Origin of the sequence: Nocardia sp. NPDC058640, from assembly GCF_042716995.1 — a bacterium.
Classification (GTDB): Bacteria; Actinomycetota; Actinomycetes; order Mycobacteriales; family Mycobacteriaceae; genus Nocardia.
Map to the genome: position 1 here is coordinate 250,368 of NZ_JBHXRG010000004.1, position 15,249 is coordinate 265,616.

17 protein-coding genes are annotated in these 15,249 nt (G+C 67.3%); 8 read left to right on the forward strand and 9 right to left on the reverse strand.

Annotated elements, in window-relative coordinates:
- Genes ACFWU5_RS09140 through ACFWU5_RS09160 form a run of 5 tightly spaced genes read right to left on the reverse strand, consistent with a single transcriptional unit; the run spans nucleotide 1 to nucleotide 6,167 of the window.
- On the reverse strand, nucleotides 1–810 hold the full coding sequence (locus tag ACFWU5_RS09140) for an HpcH/HpaI aldolase/citrate lyase family protein (RefSeq protein WP_379266683.1): 810 nt from the start codon (nucleotides 808–810) through the stop codon (nucleotides 1–3).
- Complete coding sequence (locus ACFWU5_RS09145; RefSeq protein WP_379266684.1) at nucleotides 807–1,289, reverse strand: MaoC family dehydratase; 483 nt, start codon at nucleotides 1,287–1,289, stop codon at nucleotides 807–809. Before ACFWU5_RS09145 ends, ACFWU5_RS09140 begins: the two co-directional genes overlap by 4 nt.
- Complete coding sequence (locus ACFWU5_RS09150) at nucleotides 1,286–2,446, reverse strand: acyl-CoA dehydrogenase family protein (protein WP_379266685.1); 1,161 nt, start codon at nucleotides 2,444–2,446, stop codon at nucleotides 1,286–1,288. Before ACFWU5_RS09150 ends, ACFWU5_RS09145 begins: the two co-directional genes overlap by 4 nt.
- A complete protein-coding gene (locus ACFWU5_RS09155; protein WP_379266686.1) occupies nucleotides 2,443–4,563 on the reverse strand; it encodes a biotin carboxylase N-terminal domain-containing protein in 2,121 nt (706 codons plus the stop codon). Before ACFWU5_RS09155 ends, ACFWU5_RS09150 begins: the two co-directional genes overlap by 4 nt.
- A 5-nt stretch (nucleotides 4,564–4,568) precedes the next feature.
- Nucleotides 4,569–6,167, reverse strand: coding sequence for a carboxyl transferase domain-containing protein (locus ACFWU5_RS09160; protein WP_379266687.1), 1,599 nt, complete (start codon nucleotides 6,165–6,167; stop codon nucleotides 4,569–4,571).
- Between the two features lie 85 nt (nucleotides 6,168–6,252).
- Here ACFWU5_RS09160 and ACFWU5_RS09165 point away from each other — a divergent pair, with 85 nt between their 5' ends.
- From ACFWU5_RS09165 to ACFWU5_RS09175, 3 genes are all read left to right on the forward strand, one after another.
- On the forward strand, nucleotides 6,253–6,852 hold the full coding sequence (locus ACFWU5_RS09165; protein ID WP_379239726.1) for a TetR/AcrR family transcriptional regulator: 600 nt from the start codon (nucleotides 6,253–6,255) through the stop codon (nucleotides 6,850–6,852).
- A 95-nt stretch (nucleotides 6,853–6,947) separates the two neighbouring features.
- Nucleotides 6,948–7,202: a type II toxin-antitoxin system Phd/YefM family antitoxin gene (locus tag ACFWU5_RS09170; protein WP_379239727.1), complete on the forward strand. Its 255-nt coding sequence runs from the start codon at nucleotides 6,948–6,950 to the stop codon at nucleotides 7,200–7,202.
- A complete protein-coding gene (locus tag ACFWU5_RS09175; RefSeq protein ID WP_379239728.1) occupies nucleotides 7,199–7,633 on the forward strand; it encodes a type II toxin-antitoxin system VapC family toxin in 435 nt (144 codons plus the stop codon). The genes ACFWU5_RS09170 and ACFWU5_RS09175 overlap by 4 nt, the downstream gene beginning before the upstream one ends.
- Before the next feature lie 5 nt (nucleotides 7,634–7,638).
- Here ACFWU5_RS09175 and ACFWU5_RS09180 read toward each other — a convergent pair whose 3' ends face one another.
- Entirely contained in the window at nucleotides 7,639–8,031 is a 393-nt protein-coding gene (locus ACFWU5_RS09180) for an NYN domain-containing protein (RefSeq protein ID WP_379266688.1), read from the reverse strand.
- 467 nt (nucleotides 8,032–8,498) lie between these two features.
- On the opposite strand from ACFWU5_RS09180, the gene ACFWU5_RS09185 reads away from it, so the two are divergent.
- Entirely contained in the window at nucleotides 8,499–8,762 is a 264-nt protein-coding gene (locus tag ACFWU5_RS09185; RefSeq protein WP_379266689.1) for a DUF559 domain-containing protein, read from the forward strand.
- Nucleotides 8,763–8,785: 23 nt separating this feature from the next.
- On the opposite strand, the gene ACFWU5_RS09190 is transcribed toward ACFWU5_RS09185, so the two are convergent.
- Together ACFWU5_RS09190 and ACFWU5_RS09195 are read right to left on the reverse strand one after the other, a co-directional pair.
- Nucleotides 8,786–9,523 (reverse strand): ABC transporter ATP-binding protein, encoded by a 738-nt coding sequence (locus ACFWU5_RS09190; RefSeq protein WP_379266712.1) that lies wholly within the window; start codon nucleotides 9,521–9,523, stop codon nucleotides 8,786–8,788.
- A gap of 40 nt (nucleotides 9,524–9,563) precedes the next feature.
- Nucleotides 9,564–10,616 (reverse strand): ABC transporter permease, encoded by a 1,053-nt coding sequence (locus ACFWU5_RS09195; RefSeq protein ID WP_379266690.1) that lies wholly within the window; start codon nucleotides 10,614–10,616, stop codon nucleotides 9,564–9,566.
- Between the two features lie 130 nt (nucleotides 10,617–10,746).
- Between ACFWU5_RS09195 and ACFWU5_RS09200 the strand changes: the two genes are divergently transcribed.
- From ACFWU5_RS09200 to ACFWU5_RS09210, 3 genes are all read left to right on the forward strand, one after another.
- Nucleotides 10,747–12,144 (forward strand): sensor histidine kinase, encoded by a 1,398-nt coding sequence (locus tag ACFWU5_RS09200; protein WP_379266691.1) that lies wholly within the window; start codon nucleotides 10,747–10,749, stop codon nucleotides 12,142–12,144.
- Nucleotides 12,141–12,758, forward strand: a complete 618-nt coding sequence (locus tag ACFWU5_RS09205; RefSeq protein WP_379239733.1) for a LuxR C-terminal-related transcriptional regulator — start codon at nucleotides 12,141–12,143, stop codon at nucleotides 12,756–12,758. Before ACFWU5_RS09200 ends, ACFWU5_RS09205 begins: the two co-directional genes overlap by 4 nt.
- 67 nt (nucleotides 12,759–12,825) lie before the next feature.
- Nucleotides 12,826–13,251, forward strand: a complete 426-nt coding sequence (locus ACFWU5_RS09210; protein WP_379239734.1) for a PPOX class F420-dependent oxidoreductase — start codon at nucleotides 12,826–12,828, stop codon at nucleotides 13,249–13,251.
- On the opposite strand, the gene ACFWU5_RS09215 is transcribed toward ACFWU5_RS09210, so the two are convergent.
- Nucleotides 13,248–13,925, reverse strand: coding sequence for a DUF3105 domain-containing protein (locus ACFWU5_RS09215; RefSeq protein WP_379239735.1), 678 nt, complete (start codon nucleotides 13,923–13,925; stop codon nucleotides 13,248–13,250). The genes ACFWU5_RS09210 and ACFWU5_RS09215 overlap by 4 nt on opposite strands.
- A gap of 149 nt (nucleotides 13,926–14,074) precedes the next feature.
- On the opposite strand from ACFWU5_RS09215, the gene cobM reads away from it, so the two are divergent.
- On the forward strand, nucleotides 14,075–14,827 hold the full coding sequence (gene cobM, locus ACFWU5_RS09220) for a precorrin-4 C(11)-methyltransferase (RefSeq protein ID WP_379266692.1): 753 nt from the start codon (nucleotides 14,075–14,077) through the stop codon (nucleotides 14,825–14,827).
- Nucleotides 14,828–15,249: the final 422 nt, after the last annotated feature.

Below are 15,249 nucleotides of genomic sequence, written 5' to 3' on the forward strand. Positions count from 1 at the left end.
CTACCGGGCGCGGCGGACGATCTGTTCGGCCTGCCGCAGCACCGGCGCGTCGACCATACGACCTTCGAAGGCGAACACGCCGCGATGGTTCGGCACTTCGGCGAGAACCCTTCGCGCCCAGTCGAGTTCGTCGGCAGCAGGTGCGTATCCGTCACGGATCACCGCGACCTGACTGGGGTGGATGGCCACCTTGGCGTCGAACCCGACCGCCACCGCGTCGAGCGTTTCGGCCTTCAAGCCGTCCAGGTCCTTGATGTTCAGATAGACCGAATCCAGGGCGAACCGGCCGAAGGCCTTGGCCGCGAGCAAGCTGGTGGAGCGCACCTGCCGCGCCACGTCGCGGTAGCTGCCGTCGGCGTGCCTGCTGGACTTGCCGCCGAGACCGGCGACCAGGTCCTCGGCACCCCACATCACGCCGATCGCGTTCTCGGCGGCCACCGATTCCGCTACCCGCACCGCGCCCAGTGGCGACTCGACGAGCACGATCACCTCGTAGTCGGCCAGGCGCTGAACCTGTTGCGCCGACTCGCATTTGGGCAGCATGACCCGGCCATACGCGGTCTGCGCGAGTGCGGCGAGATCATCGGCGTACTCCGCGGTGTCGGCCGCGTTCACGCGAATCACGGTGTGCTGCGGGTCCAGTGGGGTGTCGATCAGCGCCTGCCTGGCCGCTGCCTTGTCCGCCGCCGCGACACCGTCCTCGAGATCGAGAATCACCACATCGGCCACGGCGGCCGCCTTGGCGAAACGTTCCGGGCGATCCGCCGGGCAGAACAGCCACGCGGGACCACTGGGCTGCCAGGCGTTCACGCGGCAGGCGCCTTGCGCACGAGGGTCTGGCGAACGGCGGTCGCCACCACCACACCGTGCTGGTTGCGCGCGGTGTGCGCCAGGCTGACGATGCCCTCACCCGGACGGCTCTTGGACTCCCGCTTGTCGGTGACCAGCGTTTCCGCGTACATGGTGTCGCCGTGGAACAGCGGCGCGGGCAAACTCATCTCCGAGAAGCCGAGGTTGGCCACCAGCGTTCCCTGCGTGAGCTGCGCGACGGACAGCCCGACCAGCGTCGACAGTGTGAACATCGAGTTCACCAGGCGCTGGTTGAACGGCGGCTGCGCGTCGGCGAAGGCGGCGTCCAGGTGCAGGGCCTGGGTGTTCATGGTCAACGTCGTGAACAGGACATTGTCGGCCTCGGTGATGGTGCGGCCCGGCCGGTGCTCGTAGATCGTGCCGATCTCGAACTCCTCGAACCACAGCCCCCGCTGCACGACCCGGCGCGGTTCACTCACAGACCCAGCTCCCTTGCGATCAGCATCAGCTGTACCTCCGTGGTGCCCTCGCCGATTTCCAGGATCTTGCTGTCACGGTAGTGCCTGGCCACGGGGTAGTCGTTCATGAATCCGTTGCCGCCGAAGATCTGGGTGGCGTCGCGCGAGTTGTCCATCGCGGCCTCGCTGGCCACCATCTTCGCGATGGACGCCTGCTTCTTGAACGGCTTGCCCGCCAGCATCAGCGCGGCCGCGTCGTAATAGGCCGTGCGCGCGGTGTGGGCGCGCGCCTCCATCCTGGCGATCTTGAACGCGATGGCCTGATTGCGGCCGATGGCCTGGCCGAACGCCTGCCGTTCCTTCGCGTACCGCACGCTCTCGTCCACACAGCCTTGCGCGGCCCCGACGGCCAGTGCGGCGATCGCGATGCGGCCCTCGTCGAGGATGCGCAGGAAGTTGGCGTAGCCGCGACCGCGCTCGCCGAGCAGGTTCTCCTGTGGCACCCGTACGTCCGTGAAGCTCAGCGGGTGGGTGTCGGAGGCGTTCCAGCCGACCTTGTTGTAGGCGGGCTCGGCGACGAAACCGGGGGTGTCGGTCGGCACCAGGATGGTGGAGATCTCCTTCTTCCCGCCGGTCTGCCCGGTGACCGCGGTGACGGTGACCAGGCGGGTGATGTCGGTGCCGGAATTGGTGATGAACTGCTTGGCGCCGTTGATCACCCAACTCTGGCCGTCTTCCACGGCGGTGGTCCTGGTCCCGCCCGCATCACTGCCCGCGTCCGGTTCGGTGAGCCCGAAACCGGCCAGCGCCTGCCCGCTGGTGAGCTGCGGCAGCCATTCGGTCTTCTGCTTGTCATCGCCGAAGCGGTAGATCGGCATGGCACCCAGCGAGACTCCGGCTTCGAGGGTGATCGCCACGCTCTGGTCGATCTTGCCGAGTTCCTCGAGCGCCAGACACAGGGCGAAGTAGTCGCCGCCCATGCCGCCGAACTCCTCAGGGAACGGCAGGCCGAACAGTCCCATTTCGGCCATACCGGCGACAACTTCGTACGGAAAGCTGTGCTCGGCATCGTGTTTCGCCGACACCGGAGCGACGACCTGGTTGGCGAAGTCGCGCACGGTGAGGGCCAACTGGCGGTATTCCTCGGGGAGGGAACCGGTGGAGAGGTAGTCGGTCATGCGGTGATTCCTTCGTGCTCGGTTTTCGCGCCGACGGGCGCAGACGCACCGGCAGCCGTGTCGGGTTCGGTGGCGCCGTTCGGCGTGGCTTTGCCGGCGTCGGTGGAATCGGCGATGACGCGCACCAGCACCTGGCCCAGCTTCACCTGGGCGCCTGGGGCGGCGAGCAGCTCCACCGTGCCGGCTACCGGCGCGGTGAGCGCGTGCTCCATCTTCATGGCCTCGATCACGATCACCGGATCGCCGACGGCGACTCGCGCGCCGGTCCGCACTGGTGTAGCGATCACCGAACCCGGCATGGGGCTGCGGATTTCGGCGTCACCGACATGGGCGGCGTCCCCTCGCACAGCCGCCTCGGCGACCTCGCGCAGCACCGCCACGCGACCCGCACCGCTCACCCACAGCTGCTCGTCGCCTTCGGCAATGCGCACCTTGCGGCGCAGGCCGTCCAGGGTAAGTGTCAGTTCGTCCTCGAGAAGTGCGGCCGACATCGACGTTGTGGTGGTGTCGAGCGACGGGGTGCCTGCCGCTTCCAGCCGCACAGTGGCGGAATCCGGTGTGCCCGTGATGAACACGTGCCGTACCAGATCACCCGCTGCTAGGCGGATCATGGTGGGTGCGGGCGTGCCGAGGCGCCATCCCGACGGTGTCGACCACAGGTCCGCATCGCCGGTCGGCCAGCGGCGCAGCCAGTAATACGTTGCCGCCGCGATGAATTCGTCATCAGTGGCCTCGTTCGCCACGAAGTCGGCGACGCGGCGATCCAGCAGTGCGGTGTCCAGACGGCCTGCCTGTACGTCATCGTCGGCGAGCAGGAACCGCAGGAACTCGACGTTGCTCGTAACACCCAGCAGCACAGTCTGTTCCAACGCGCGATCCAACGAGGCGAGTGCGTCGGCGCGAGTGCTCCCGTGCGCGATCACCTTCGACAGCATCGGGTCGTAATCGCTACCGACGACGGTGCCGACCAACAGACCCGAATCCACCCGAACCCCAGGACCTTCCGGCTCGGCCAAAGCGAGCACAGTACCGCCGGTAGGCAAGAACCCTCGGCCGGGATCTTCGGCGTACACACGGGCCTCGATCGCATGCCCGACCATCCGGATCTCATCCTGGGTGCGCGCCAACTTCTGCCCCGCGGCAACGCGCACCTGGCACTCCACCAAGTCGACCCCGGTCACCATCTCGGTCACCGGATGTTCCACCTGCAGACGGGTATTCATCTCCATGAAGAAGAACTCGTCGGGCTGATCCGCCGACACGATGAACTCCACCGTGCCCGCGCCCACATAGTCCACACTGCGAGCCGTATTGCAGGCAGCGGCACCGATCCGGGCCCTGGTCTGCGCGTCCAGCAGCGGCGACGGTGCCTCCTCGATCACCTTCTGGTGCCTGCGCTGCAAACTGCACTCACGCTCACCCAGGTGCACCACATTGCCGAACTTGTCGGCGAGGACCTGCACCTCGATGTGGCGGGGCCGGTTGACGAACCGTTCGAGGAACAGGGTGTCGTCCCCGAACGCCGCACCGGCCTCACGCCGGGCGCTGACCAGCGCGGCGGGCAGATCGGCGGGATCCTCGACCCGGCGCATCCCCTTGCCGCCACCACCGGCAGACGGCTTCACCAGCACCGGATAGCCGATTTCCGTTGCCGCCGAAATCAATTGATCATCGGTCAGCCCAGGTTCGGCGATGCCGGGAACCACGGGCACCCCGAACGCGGTCACCGTCTTCTTCGCGGTGATCTTGTCGCCCATCACCTCGATGGCCTTCGCGGGCGGTCCGAGGAACACGATGCCCGCATCGGCCAACGCGGCAGCGAAGGCCGAATTCTCTGACAGGAAGCCATAACCCGGATGTACGGCCTGCGCACCGGATCGGACGGCAGCGTCGACGACCTTCTCGATCGACAGGTAACTCTCGCGTGCGGGCGCGGGCCCGAGCCGCACCGCGACATCGGCCTCCCGCACATGGCGCGCATCGACATCGGCATCGCTGTACACGGCGACCGAGCGAATCCCCATGGCGCGCAACGTCTTGATCACTCGCACGGCGATCTCGCCACGATTGGCGACCAGCACAGTGTCGAATTCGACGGGGTGGTTCTTGTTCAGCATGTCGCTCACATCCGGAAGACGCCGTAGGAAACGGGTTCGAGCGGCGCTTGCGCGCACACCGAAAGGGCAAGGCCGAGCACGGTTCTGGTGTCGGCGGGCGCGATCACGCCGTCGTCCCAGATGCGCGCGGTCGCGTAGTAGGGGTTGCCCTGGGTCTCGTACTGCTCGCGGATCGGGGCCTTGAACGCCTCCTGATCCTCGGCCGACCACGGCTTGCCCGCACTGTCGAGCTGATCGCCGCGCACCGTCGCCAGCACCGACGCTGCCTGCTCGCCACCCATCACCGAGATGCGCGCATTCGGCCACATCCACAGGAAGCGAGGCGAATACGCGCGCCCGCACATGGAGTAGTTGCCCGCTCCGTACGAACCGCCGATCACCACAGTCAGTTTCGGAACCCGCGCGCACGCGACGGCGGTGACCATCTTCGCGCCGTGCTTGGCGATCCCGCCCGCCTCGTAATCGCGGCCGACCATGAAGCCGGTGATGTTCTGCAGGAACAACAGTGGGATCTTGCGCTTGTCGCACAGTTCGATGAAATGCGCACCCTTCATGGCGGATTCGCTGAACAGCACGCCATTGTTGGCGACGATCCCGACGGGATGGCCGTGGATGCGCGCGAAACCGGTGACCAGGGTCTTGCCGTACTCGGCCTTGAATTCCTGGAAGCCGCTCTCGCCGTCGATGATTCGATCGATGACCTCGTGCACGTCATAGGGCGTGCGCGGATCGACGGGGACCACGTCGTAGAGCTCATCGGTAGGCTTGGCCGGCGGGGTGCTCGGCAGCACCTCCCACGGTGCCTCCGGCCGGGGACCCAGTGTTGCAACGATATTGCGGACGATGCGCAGTGCGTCGCGATCATCCTCGGCGAGGTGATCGGTGACGCCGGAAGTGCGCGAGTGTAGGAGGCCGCCGCCGAGATCCTCGGCGGACACGATCTCGCCGGTCGCCGCCTTCACCAGTGGCGGCCCACCGAGGAAGATGGTGCCCTGATCACGCACGATCACCGCCTCATCGGCCATCGCGGGCACATACGCGCCACCGGCGGTGCACGACCCCATCACCGCCGCGATCTGCGCGATCCCGCGCGCGCTCATGTTCGCCTGATTGAAGAAGATCCGCCCGAAGTGCTCACGATCGGGGAACACCTCGTCCTGCCGCGGCAGGAACCCGCCACCGGACTCCACCAGATACACGCACGGCAGATTGTTCTGCGCCGCGACTTCCTGCGCGCGCAGGTGCTTCTTCACCGAGATCGGGTAGTAGGTGCCGCCCTTGACCGTCGGATCGTTGGCCAGAATCAGGCACTCGCGGCCCGAGATCCGGCCGATGCCCGCGATCATCCCCGCGCCGGGGCACTCGTCGTCATACATACCGTTGCCGGCCAGCGGCGCCAGCTCGAGGAACGGACTGCCCGGGTCGAGCAGCTGGTCCACGCGGTCGCGGGGGAGCAGCTTGCCCCTGGCCACGTGCCGTTCGCGCGACTTCTGCGGGCCGCCCAACGCGGCCGTGCCCAGCCGCTGCCGCAGATCCGCGACCAGGGCGGCGTGCGCGTCCCGATTGCTCGTCACGGTGCCCTCGGGTTCCTGCGTAACCGTCATCGCACCATTCTCTCATCCGGTTAATCGCCAATAACTGAAATTCAGGTTAATCTTGGCTAACCAAGTTGTCCAGAGGGAGTGTCGAGTGGCCACTACCGAACCGGTCCAGGTGACCAGGCGCGACCAGCTCAAAGCCCAGCGCCGCGAACAGTTGCTCGCCGCGGGCGCGCGCCTCATCGCCGACCGCGGTTTCTTCGGCGTGCGACTGGACGACCTCGGTGCGGCGGTCGGCATCAGCGGCCCCGCCGTCTACCGCCACTTCGCGAACAAGGAAGCCCTGCTGGTCGAACTGCTCGTCGGCGTCAGCGAGCGACTGTTGGCAGGCGGTCGCGCCGTCGTCGACGCATCCACCACCCCCGCCGCGGCCCTCACCGCCCTGGTCGACTTCCACCTCGACTTCGCCTTCGGCAACCCCGAACTCATCCGCATCCAGGACCGCGACCTGGACAACGTCCCCACCCCCGACCGCCGAACCCTGCGCCGCACCCAACGCCACTACGTCGAAATCTGGGTGGGCGTCCTGCGCGACCTGACCCCCACCCTCCCCGAGGAAACCGCCCGAATCCGAGCCCACGCCGCCTTCGGCCTCATCAACTCCACCCCCCACAGCGCCTCCGCGGCCAGCGCCTCGCGAGCCCGCCCGGTCCTCCGACAAATGGCGTTGGCGGCATTGTCAGCCGAGTAGTGCGCAGTGGCGGGGAGCGTCGGCGTGGTTCCTATCGCCCATCGACGTTAGTGGCTACAATTAGTTCTATATTTGTCGCCACTTCAAGGAGCGTCATGGAAATCGGTGTGCGGGAACTGAGGGACCATCTCAGTAGCCATCTGGCCGACGTGCGCTCAGGTCGGACGGTGACAGTGACCGATCACGGCAAGCCGATCGCCCGGATCGTCCCTGTTGATCGGCTGACCGCCTTGGAGCAACTGCGCGAGGAGGGTCGAATTCAGCCGGCCCGAAAGCGAAAGCAGCCCGCACCGGATCCGGTTCAGGGCGCAGGCATCGTGTCCGACCTGATCGACGATCAGCGCCGGTGATCGGCTATTTCGATACCTCGGCGTTCATCCCGCTGCTGGTCGTAGAGCCCAGCAGCGCCGCATGTCGACGATTCTGGGATCTCGCAGACGACGTGGTCGCGAGTCGACTGCTCTACGTCGAAGCGGCAGCGGCACTGGCCCAGGCGCACCGGATGGGCAGGCTCGACGCATCGGGGTTTCGGGCGGCTTCGCGCCTGAAGGACGAGTTGTGGCAACAGCTCGATGTGACCGAGGTGGACGAGAAATTGGTCCAGACCGCAGCGGTCTTCGCGGAGCGGTATGCACTGCGTGGCGACGACGCCGTCCATTGTGCGGTCGCCGCGCAACTCGAGGACCCTGACTTGGTCGCGGCCTCGGGCGACGGGAAGTTGCTCGCCGCCTGGAAGTCCCTGGGGCTCGCGACGTTTGATTCGAACGCTCCCGCCGACTGACGCGATCAGTCGATCTGGCTCCACAGCCACCCCGGCCCGACGGTCTCGGCACCGTGCGCTTCGACGCGGGTGCGCAGCTCGCGATCAGAGGTGACCACGGTGATCTGCTCGTGCGAGTTCGCCTCCGCGACCACATCGACGATCTTGTCGTCCCCCGAACGCGGCGCCAACTCCACCTTCAACCGCGGCGCGGAAGGCTCGGCCCCATCGGCAGCAGCTTTGGCCGCACCCTCGAGAATGACGGTGACCTCCGTGCTCTCGGGCAACTTCGCAGTCAGCCCCGCAAGGTCAGCCAACAACCGCCGAGCCGCCCCCGCCCGATCCTTCCACCACCCATTAGCCCGCGACCCGATCACATTGGCCGCGTCCACCACGATGAGATGCCTGACATCACTCATCCCCCCAGTCTCCCCCTCCCCGAGCCCCCACAAAGCAGACGCGCCGCACCCCCGCCACCTGGACCATTGATCACCACGCTCTCAGCGAGGCATCTACCGAAAATCACCACGGTGAGAGCGTGGTGATCTTGAAGTGCGCGGGTTGTCGGTGGGGTGGGGGAGGGTTGGGGGATGGGGGATGCGATGGGTGGGCCATTTGTCGGGTCGTGGGCGGTTTCGGATGGGGTGGTGACGGAATGTCGCCTGCCACGCGAACGGGCCGTCCCACTCCTGGACGCGCTGTGTCGCGCAACGGAACTGGACCCGCGCGAGATCGCGGAATTCGCTCGAACGCATCCCCGCGTCCGCGGCAGTAGCGAACTGCGGTCGACGGTGTCGCTGATCGATCCCGGTGCCGAGTCGCCACAGGAATCACGGACCAGGCTGCTACTTCTCGACCTGGAATTCCGAAACCCACCACCCAGATCGTGGTCCGCACCGACTCGCACGCGTTCATCGCCCGCCTCGATATGGGCTGGGAACGCTACCGAGTCGCTGTCGAATACGACGGCGCCCATCACTGGACCGACCCCACCCAGCGCACCCGAGACATCGACCGCCACCACGCCCTGGCCGACCACGGCTGGCAGGTGATCCGAGCCGACGCCACCCTTCTCCACCGCCGCCCCCACACCCTCCTGTCCCGCGTCCACGCCGCCCTCCGCGCCCGCGGCGCTGACCTGGACCGTTGATCACCACGCTCTCAGCGAGGGATTTACCGCAAATCGCCACGGTGAGAGCGTGTTGATCTTGAATTTTCCGTTAGGTGGGCGTCGGTCATGGTGTAGACGGCGTCCATGTGGTGGAGGTGGGTTCGGTCGTGGGTTACCAGGAGGGTGGCTGCTTTGTGGGTGTGGGCGATGGTGGTCAGGAGGGCGATGATGGCTGTGCCTCGTTCGGAGTCGAGGGCGCTGGTTGGTTCGTCTACTACCAACAGGGCTGGGTTGTTCATCAGGGCTCGGGCGATGTTGATGCGTTGGCGTTGGCCGCCGGAGAGTTGGGCTGGGCGTTTGTGGGCGTGGGGGGTCAGGCCTACGTCTTCGAGGAGTTGTTGTGCTCGGGTGTGGGTTTCCTTGCGGGACAGGCGTTTCGGGCCGCCTAGGTGGGCGGTGACTTCCAGTTGTTCCAGGGCGGTGAGGGAGGGGATCAGGTTCGGTTGTTGGAAGACGATGCCCATCGAATCTCGGCGGACTGTTGCGGCTTCTCGTCTGCTCAGTCTCGCGAGATCGACTGTCCCCGAGGAGGTTGCGAGGGTGACTGTCCCGGAGTCGGGGCGGATCAGGGTCGCGGCGACGGCGAGCAGGCTCGACTTTCCCGAACCGGACGGGCCGGTGATCGCGGCGATCGTGCCGCCGGGGACGTGCAGGTGCACGTGGTCCAGGGCGGTGAGGCGGTCGGTGCCGTCGGGGTAGGTGAGGGTGACGTCGGTGAGAGTGATCGCGGTGTCGGTGATCGGCGCGGCGTGGGTGTGAGCGGTCGGCATGGGAAGTCCTTCAGCGAGTCGCGCCGAGCGCGGTCAGTGGGTCGGTGGTGAACAGGAAGCGCAGGGCCACGGCGGCGCCAGCCAGGCCGAGCGCGATCAGCGCCAGAGCGGGGACCAGCGTCGTTTGCAGGCTGAGCACGAAAGGCATTGCGTCACCGAGGAATAGCGACGTGACAGCGGTGATCGCCAGGCCCGCGCTGACGCCCATGATCAGCACGATCGCGGCCTGGGCGAGGGCATCGCGAACCAGCGAGCCGGTGGTCGCGCCGAGCGCTTTCAAGGTGGCGATGTCGGGTGTGCGCTGCACGGTCCAGACGGTGAAGAAGGCGCCGATCACCAGCGCGGAGATGGCGAACAGCAGCATCGTCATCAGGGTGAGCGAGCTGTTCTCGGCCTGGTAGGAACCGATCGCCGCGACGGCATCCTCGGCGGGAATCTCCCGCGTCCCCGCTTCGGTATCGAGATCGCCGCGCTGGGAGTTGCCGGTCACCGCGAGCACCGTCGCCGCTCCCGCACGGGGGCTGGCCGCCTGCCAATCCTGCATCGTCGTCCAGATCACCGGTGTGTGGCTGTACCACTGGTCGTCGGAAACGCCCGCGACGGTGAACTCGTGGCCCGCCAGCATCACGGTGTCGCCGGTGCTCGCGGACAACTCCCGCGCCGCCCCCGAACTCAACACCACCGCACCGGGCGCGGTAGCGGGACGATTGCTGAATGCCGACGGGTCGCCGCCGAACAACGCGACCTGCGTCGGACTGGCGCCGGCGTGCTCCGCCCTGGTCCGCGAGATCCCGATCGGCGTGGTCGAGACCCCGCCCGCGGACTGCCACCGCGCCACCTGCTGCTCGGTGAGCACCGAGGAATCGAACGACGGATCAGCGCCGGTCTCCGCGAAAACCACCTGGTCAGCATCGATGCCCTGCACAGCGGAGATATTCTGATGCGCCAGCCCGGCGGTGAGCCCGCTGAGGAAACTCACCAGCACCGCCACGAGCAACACGACGGTGGTGATGAGCAGGAAGCGGCCACGGGCGGCCCGCAGATCTCGGAGTGCGACGAACATGACTCCACTGTCGTCGCGATGCCCGCCGCTGCCATCGCACCGGCGCACGAAACGCCGTCCACCCTTGGTCCGACGGCGTTTACACCTTTCGATGGATGCCGGGGGAGTTGCCGCACATAAGCTGGTCAGCGTGCACTCGTCCCCTTTGACCCCCGTGGTCACCACGCTGCGGCTGGGCCTGCATGTGCTGGTCACGGCGCTGGCGGTGGTGGTCGCGGTGCGGGCGGTGTTGCCCGGTGGGAGTCACGGCGTCGCCGTCGTGGCGTTGACGGTGGTCTGGCTGGTCACCTATTTCGCGGGCACCGAGATTCCCCGTCGCTCGAAAGAGGGGAAATCGGCCGGTAGCGGTTTCGCGATGGGCGAGAGCGGTTTCGGCCCGAACCGGGATCACAGGGCGGCTGGTGCGAAGGTTGCGACTGACGATCTCGAGGCGTTCGGTCAATCGGCAGCCGCCGATCGCCGGAAGGCAGCGCCGCCCGGGGGCGATGCGGAAGCGCCCACCGATCTTGGGGAAGGCGAGCCGGGGCACGCGGTGTGGGTGTGGCTGGCGGCCCTGACCGTGCTGTGGCTGGCACTACTCGGCCTCACTCCCGACGCTGTCTACCTGGCATTCGGACTGTTCTTCGTCTACCTGCATCTGATCCCACGGCCGTGGAGTCTTGTCGCGGTGGTGCTGGCGACGGCGGTCGGGGTGCTCGGCTTCGCCTCGCATCGCGGGTGGTCAGTGGGGGCGGTGGTCGGGCCCGCGCTGGGCGCGGCGGTGGCGATCGGGATCGGGCTCGGGTACCAGGCGTTGTATCGCGAGGCGGTCGAACGGGAACGGCTGATCGACGAATTGCTCAGCACCAGAGAGATTCTCGCGGATCAGGAACGCACCGCGGGCAAGCTCGCCGAACGCGAACGCCTGGCCAAGGAAATCCACGACACCGTCGCCCAGGGCCTGAGCAGCATTCAACTACTCCTGCACGCCGCCGAACAGGCCGCGCCGGATCACCCTGCGCTGGACCGCATTCGGCTCGCCCGCGAAACAGCCGCCGAGGATCTGGCCGAAACCCGAAGGCTCATCGACGAATTGTCGCCCGCCGCACTGGACGGTCAGTCGCTGGCCGAAGCGCTGGAACGCATTTGCCTTCGCGCACAGTCACCTTCGTTGACAACGCAGTTGCTGGTAGAAGGCGAACCCGAACGCCTCCCGATGCCCATCGAGGCAGCTCTGGTGCGCATCGCCCAGAGCGCGGTGGCCAATGTGGTCCAGCACGCCGAGGCCGCCCGGATGCGCGTCACCCTCACCTACGACGACACCGACGCTCACCTCGACATCGTCGACGACGGCATCGGGATCGCCCCAGAAGTGTTGCGCCGCCCGCGTTCCGGCGCATTCGGCTTGGCCGCCATGCGCAGCCGCGTAGAACAGCAAGGCGGTGCGATGACAGTGGAATCCGAACCGGGGCACACCGCGGTGACGGTGTCCTTCCCACTCGACGCAACGCCCGGCGCAGACACAGCAATGCCCGGCGCAGCCCGATGATCCGCCTACTGCTCGCCGACGACCACGCCATCGTCCGAGCCGGCCTGCGCGCCCTCCTCGACGCCGCCGCCGACATCACCGTCATCGGCGATGTACCGGATGCCGATGCGGCAGTAGCCTTTTGCGCCGCCAACCCGGTCGACCTCGTCCTGATGGACCTGCGCTTCGGCGATGGCCGCTCCGGCGCCTCCGCCACCGCGGACCTTCGCGCCCTACCCACCCCACCCAACGTCCTGGTCGTCACCAACTACGACACCGACGCCGACATCCTCGGCGCCATCGAAGCGGGCGCGGTCGGCTACCTCCTCAAAGACACCCCACCCACCGAACTCCTGGCCGCCGTCCGCGCCGCCGCCGCGGGCGAAAGCGTCCTGTCGCCGACAGTCGCCTCCCGCCTGATGACCAGAGTCCGCCGCGCCGACACCACCCTGAGCCCCCGCGAAGTAGAAGTTCTCCGCTTGGTCGCCGCAGGCCTGTCCAACCGCGACATCGCCAAGCAACTGTTCCTCAGCGAAACCACCGTCAAGTCCCACCTGGTCCACATCTACGCCAAACTCGGCGTGAAATCCCGAACCTCCGCCGTCGCCACGGCCCGCGCCCGAGGCGCGATCTGACAGCGTGCGCGGACAGGCCGATTCGTCGGTCCCACAGGGTGTCGTCTCGTTGACTTACCCTGAGCAGATGGCTTCCCTGTCGGATCCTCAGGTGCGTGAGTTTCTCTCCCACGGAACGCGAACGGGCAAGGTGGCGTTCGATGCCGCTGATGGGCGTCCGTTGGTGACGCCGGTGTGGTTCATCGTCGAGGGCGATGAGTTGGTTTTCAACACGGGTAAGGACACGGCGAAGGGGCGGGCGTTCGCGCGGGATCCTCGGGTGGCGCTGTGTGTGGATCTCGAGCAGCCGCCGTATGCGTTGGTCGAGGTCCAGGGGACGGTGACGTTGTCCGAGGATCTCGATGAGTTGGTGCGCACCGCTACCGCGATCGCCGCCCGGTATATGGGGCCCGAGAAGGCGGCGGAGTTCGGGAAGCGCAATGGGGTGCCCGGTGAACTCGTGGTGCGGGTGCGGCCGACGAAGGTCATCGCGCATTTCAACATGACGGGTTAGCCGGTCATCGGGACGGCGTCGGGGCCAGGGGGAGTCGGGTCGTACGGCGGGGGATTGTTGCGGTCGAACAGGGGCGACGAGCAGGTCGCGCCGACTTCCGGTGTGGTGTAAGGGTTTTCGCGCAGCGCGACGATGAACTGGTCGATGCGTTCGTCGTCGGCGGAGGTCAGGGGCAGTTGGTGTCCCCAGGATTGCAGCGAGATCGGGTGGTCCATGCCGGGGATGGGTGACATCAGGGTGTACTGGCGGTCGGTCACCCGCGCGCGCAACAGCGCCTGATCCGCCGCGCTCACCTTCGCCGGGTCGTAGGCGATCCAGACGGCGCCGTGTTCCAGGGCGTGCACGGCGTTCTCGGTGCGCAGTGCCTGCGCGTAGACCACGCCGGTGCAGGCCGCCCATTGCGCGTCGTGGGGTCCGCCCACCGGGGGGATCGACGGGTAGGCCACGCGTTGAGTGGGCCGCACGTGCGGCTGGCCCGGTGCGATCTCGGTGACGACGATGCCGGGGATCTGCAGGGACGGGTCCTGGTTCTCGGGGGCGGGCGCGTAACTGTCCCCCGACGCGGTGGCCTTGCCCTCGACGGTGGCCATCGAGCACCCCGCTGTCAGCGCGACGACCGCGACCGCCGCGGCACCGATCCCACGGACGAAGCCGCTCCTGCTCGAATCCTGCATCCCAGACCCCTTCGTCAGCACTGTCCGACACAGAACCTACTGGCTGCGCAACGGCGAGACCTACCGGCCGTGTTCCACGAAGTCGCCCTCACTACGTCCCGGTCCGCGGGATTGCCAGACGTCGACGCGAATTCCCTACACTCCTCCCCATGACGGTGCATTTCATCGGCGCGGGCCCCGGCGCGGCCGACCTGCTCACGGTGCGCGCGGTGAACCTGCTGCGCAACAGCCCGGTCTGCCTCTACGCGGGCACCTACCTCGACCCCGAGGTGCTGGCCCACTGCGCCCCCGGCACCGAACTGATCGACACTCAGCACCTGAACCTGGACCAGATCATCGAGCATCTGGTGCGCGCACACGAGGCGGGTCGGGACGTGGCGCGGCTGTGCTCGGGCGACCCGTCGATCTATTCGGCGCTGACCGAGCAGACGCGTCGACTGGATGCCCGTGCGGTCCCGTGGGACATCACCCCGGGCGTGCCCGCCTACGCGGCCGCAGCGGCGGTACTGGGCACCGAACTGACCGTCCCTGAAGTCGTCCAGTCCGTCGTTCTCACCCGAACCCAAGCCCGCTCCACCGCGATGCCGCAGGGCGAGGCCCTCGCGAACTTCGCCGCGACCGGCGCGACCCTGGTCCTGCACCTCGCGATCACCCGGATCGGGACACTCGCGCAGGAACTGATCGCCGAGTACGGCGCCGACTGCCCGGTGGCCGTGGTCTACCGCGCCAGCCAACCCGAGCAGCTCGTGCTGCGCGGCACCCTGACCGACATCGCCGATCAGGTCGAAGCCGCGGGCCTGCGGCAAGCCGCGGTGATCCTGGTCGGCCGGGCGCTGTCGGCATCGATCGACTGCGCGCAGTCGCACCTCTACGACCCCGCTCGCGTCCGCGCCGACCAGTAGTTCGACGGCTGCCCATCGCAAGCAGACCGGTCGGTGTGATCCATCCCTCAGTTCCCGCGCCGCGCAGCGGTTCCGGCGACGATGTGAGACCGCGGACAAGCGTCAGCAAACGCTGGTCGACGGGCTCACCTGGGCCGATGTCGGCCAGCTATGGACGTGGTTGGTTGCCGGGGGAGCGCACCGGTAGATTGGTGCGATGGTTTGCCACGTGCGGACCGGCGCTGGCGGTGAGGATGATCGCGGACATGGTCTCGGCTGTGTAACGAGATGGCCCTGACCGGCAGATAGTGCCAATGGACATTTTGCCTGATTGATTCGAGAACTGAACCCGAGACGCGGGCGCCACGCTGGACATGGTGGGCGCCCGCGTTCCGGTGTCGTCGGGGAGCGCCTGACCGGGCGTTCCGGAAACGAGGTTTGGG

What these genes read in the sequence shown, in the direction of transcription:
- ACFWU5_RS09215 (WP_379239735.1), bottom strand. Translation starts at nt 13,925, where the DNA reads ATGCAGGATTCGAGCAGGAGCGGCTTCGTCCGTGGGATCGGTGCCGCG.
- ACFWU5_RS09205 (WP_379239733.1), top strand. Translation starts at nt 12,141, where the DNA reads ATGATCCGCCTACTGCTCGCCGACGACCACGCCATCGTCCGAGCCGGC.
- ACFWU5_RS09180 (WP_379266688.1), bottom strand. Translation starts at nt 8,031, where the DNA reads ATGAGTGATGTCAGGCATCTCATCGTGGTGGACGCGGCCAATGTGATC.
- ACFWU5_RS09160 (WP_379266687.1), bottom strand. Translation starts at nt 6,167, where the DNA reads ATGACGGTTACGCAGGAACCCGAGGGCACCGTGACGAGCAATCGGGAC.
- ACFWU5_RS09150 (WP_379266685.1), bottom strand. Translation starts at nt 2,446, where the DNA reads ATGACCGACTACCTCTCCACCGGTTCCCTCCCCGAGGAATACCGCCAG.
- ACFWU5_RS09155 (WP_379266686.1), bottom strand. Translation starts at nt 4,563, where the DNA reads ATGCTGAACAAGAACCACCCCGTCGAATTCGACACTGTGCTGGTCGCC.
- cobM (WP_379266692.1), top strand. Translation starts at nt 14,075, where the DNA reads ATGACGGTGCATTTCATCGGCGCGGGCCCCGGCGCGGCCGACCTGCTC.
- ACFWU5_RS09170 (WP_379239727.1), top strand. Translation starts at nt 6,948, where the DNA reads ATGGAAATCGGTGTGCGGGAACTGAGGGACCATCTCAGTAGCCATCTG.
- ACFWU5_RS09210 (WP_379239734.1), top strand. Translation starts at nt 12,826, where the DNA reads ATGGCTTCCCTGTCGGATCCTCAGGTGCGTGAGTTTCTCTCCCACGGA.
- ACFWU5_RS09195 (WP_379266690.1), bottom strand. Translation starts at nt 10,616, where the DNA reads ATGTTCGTCGCACTCCGAGATCTGCGGGCCGCCCGTGGCCGCTTCCTG.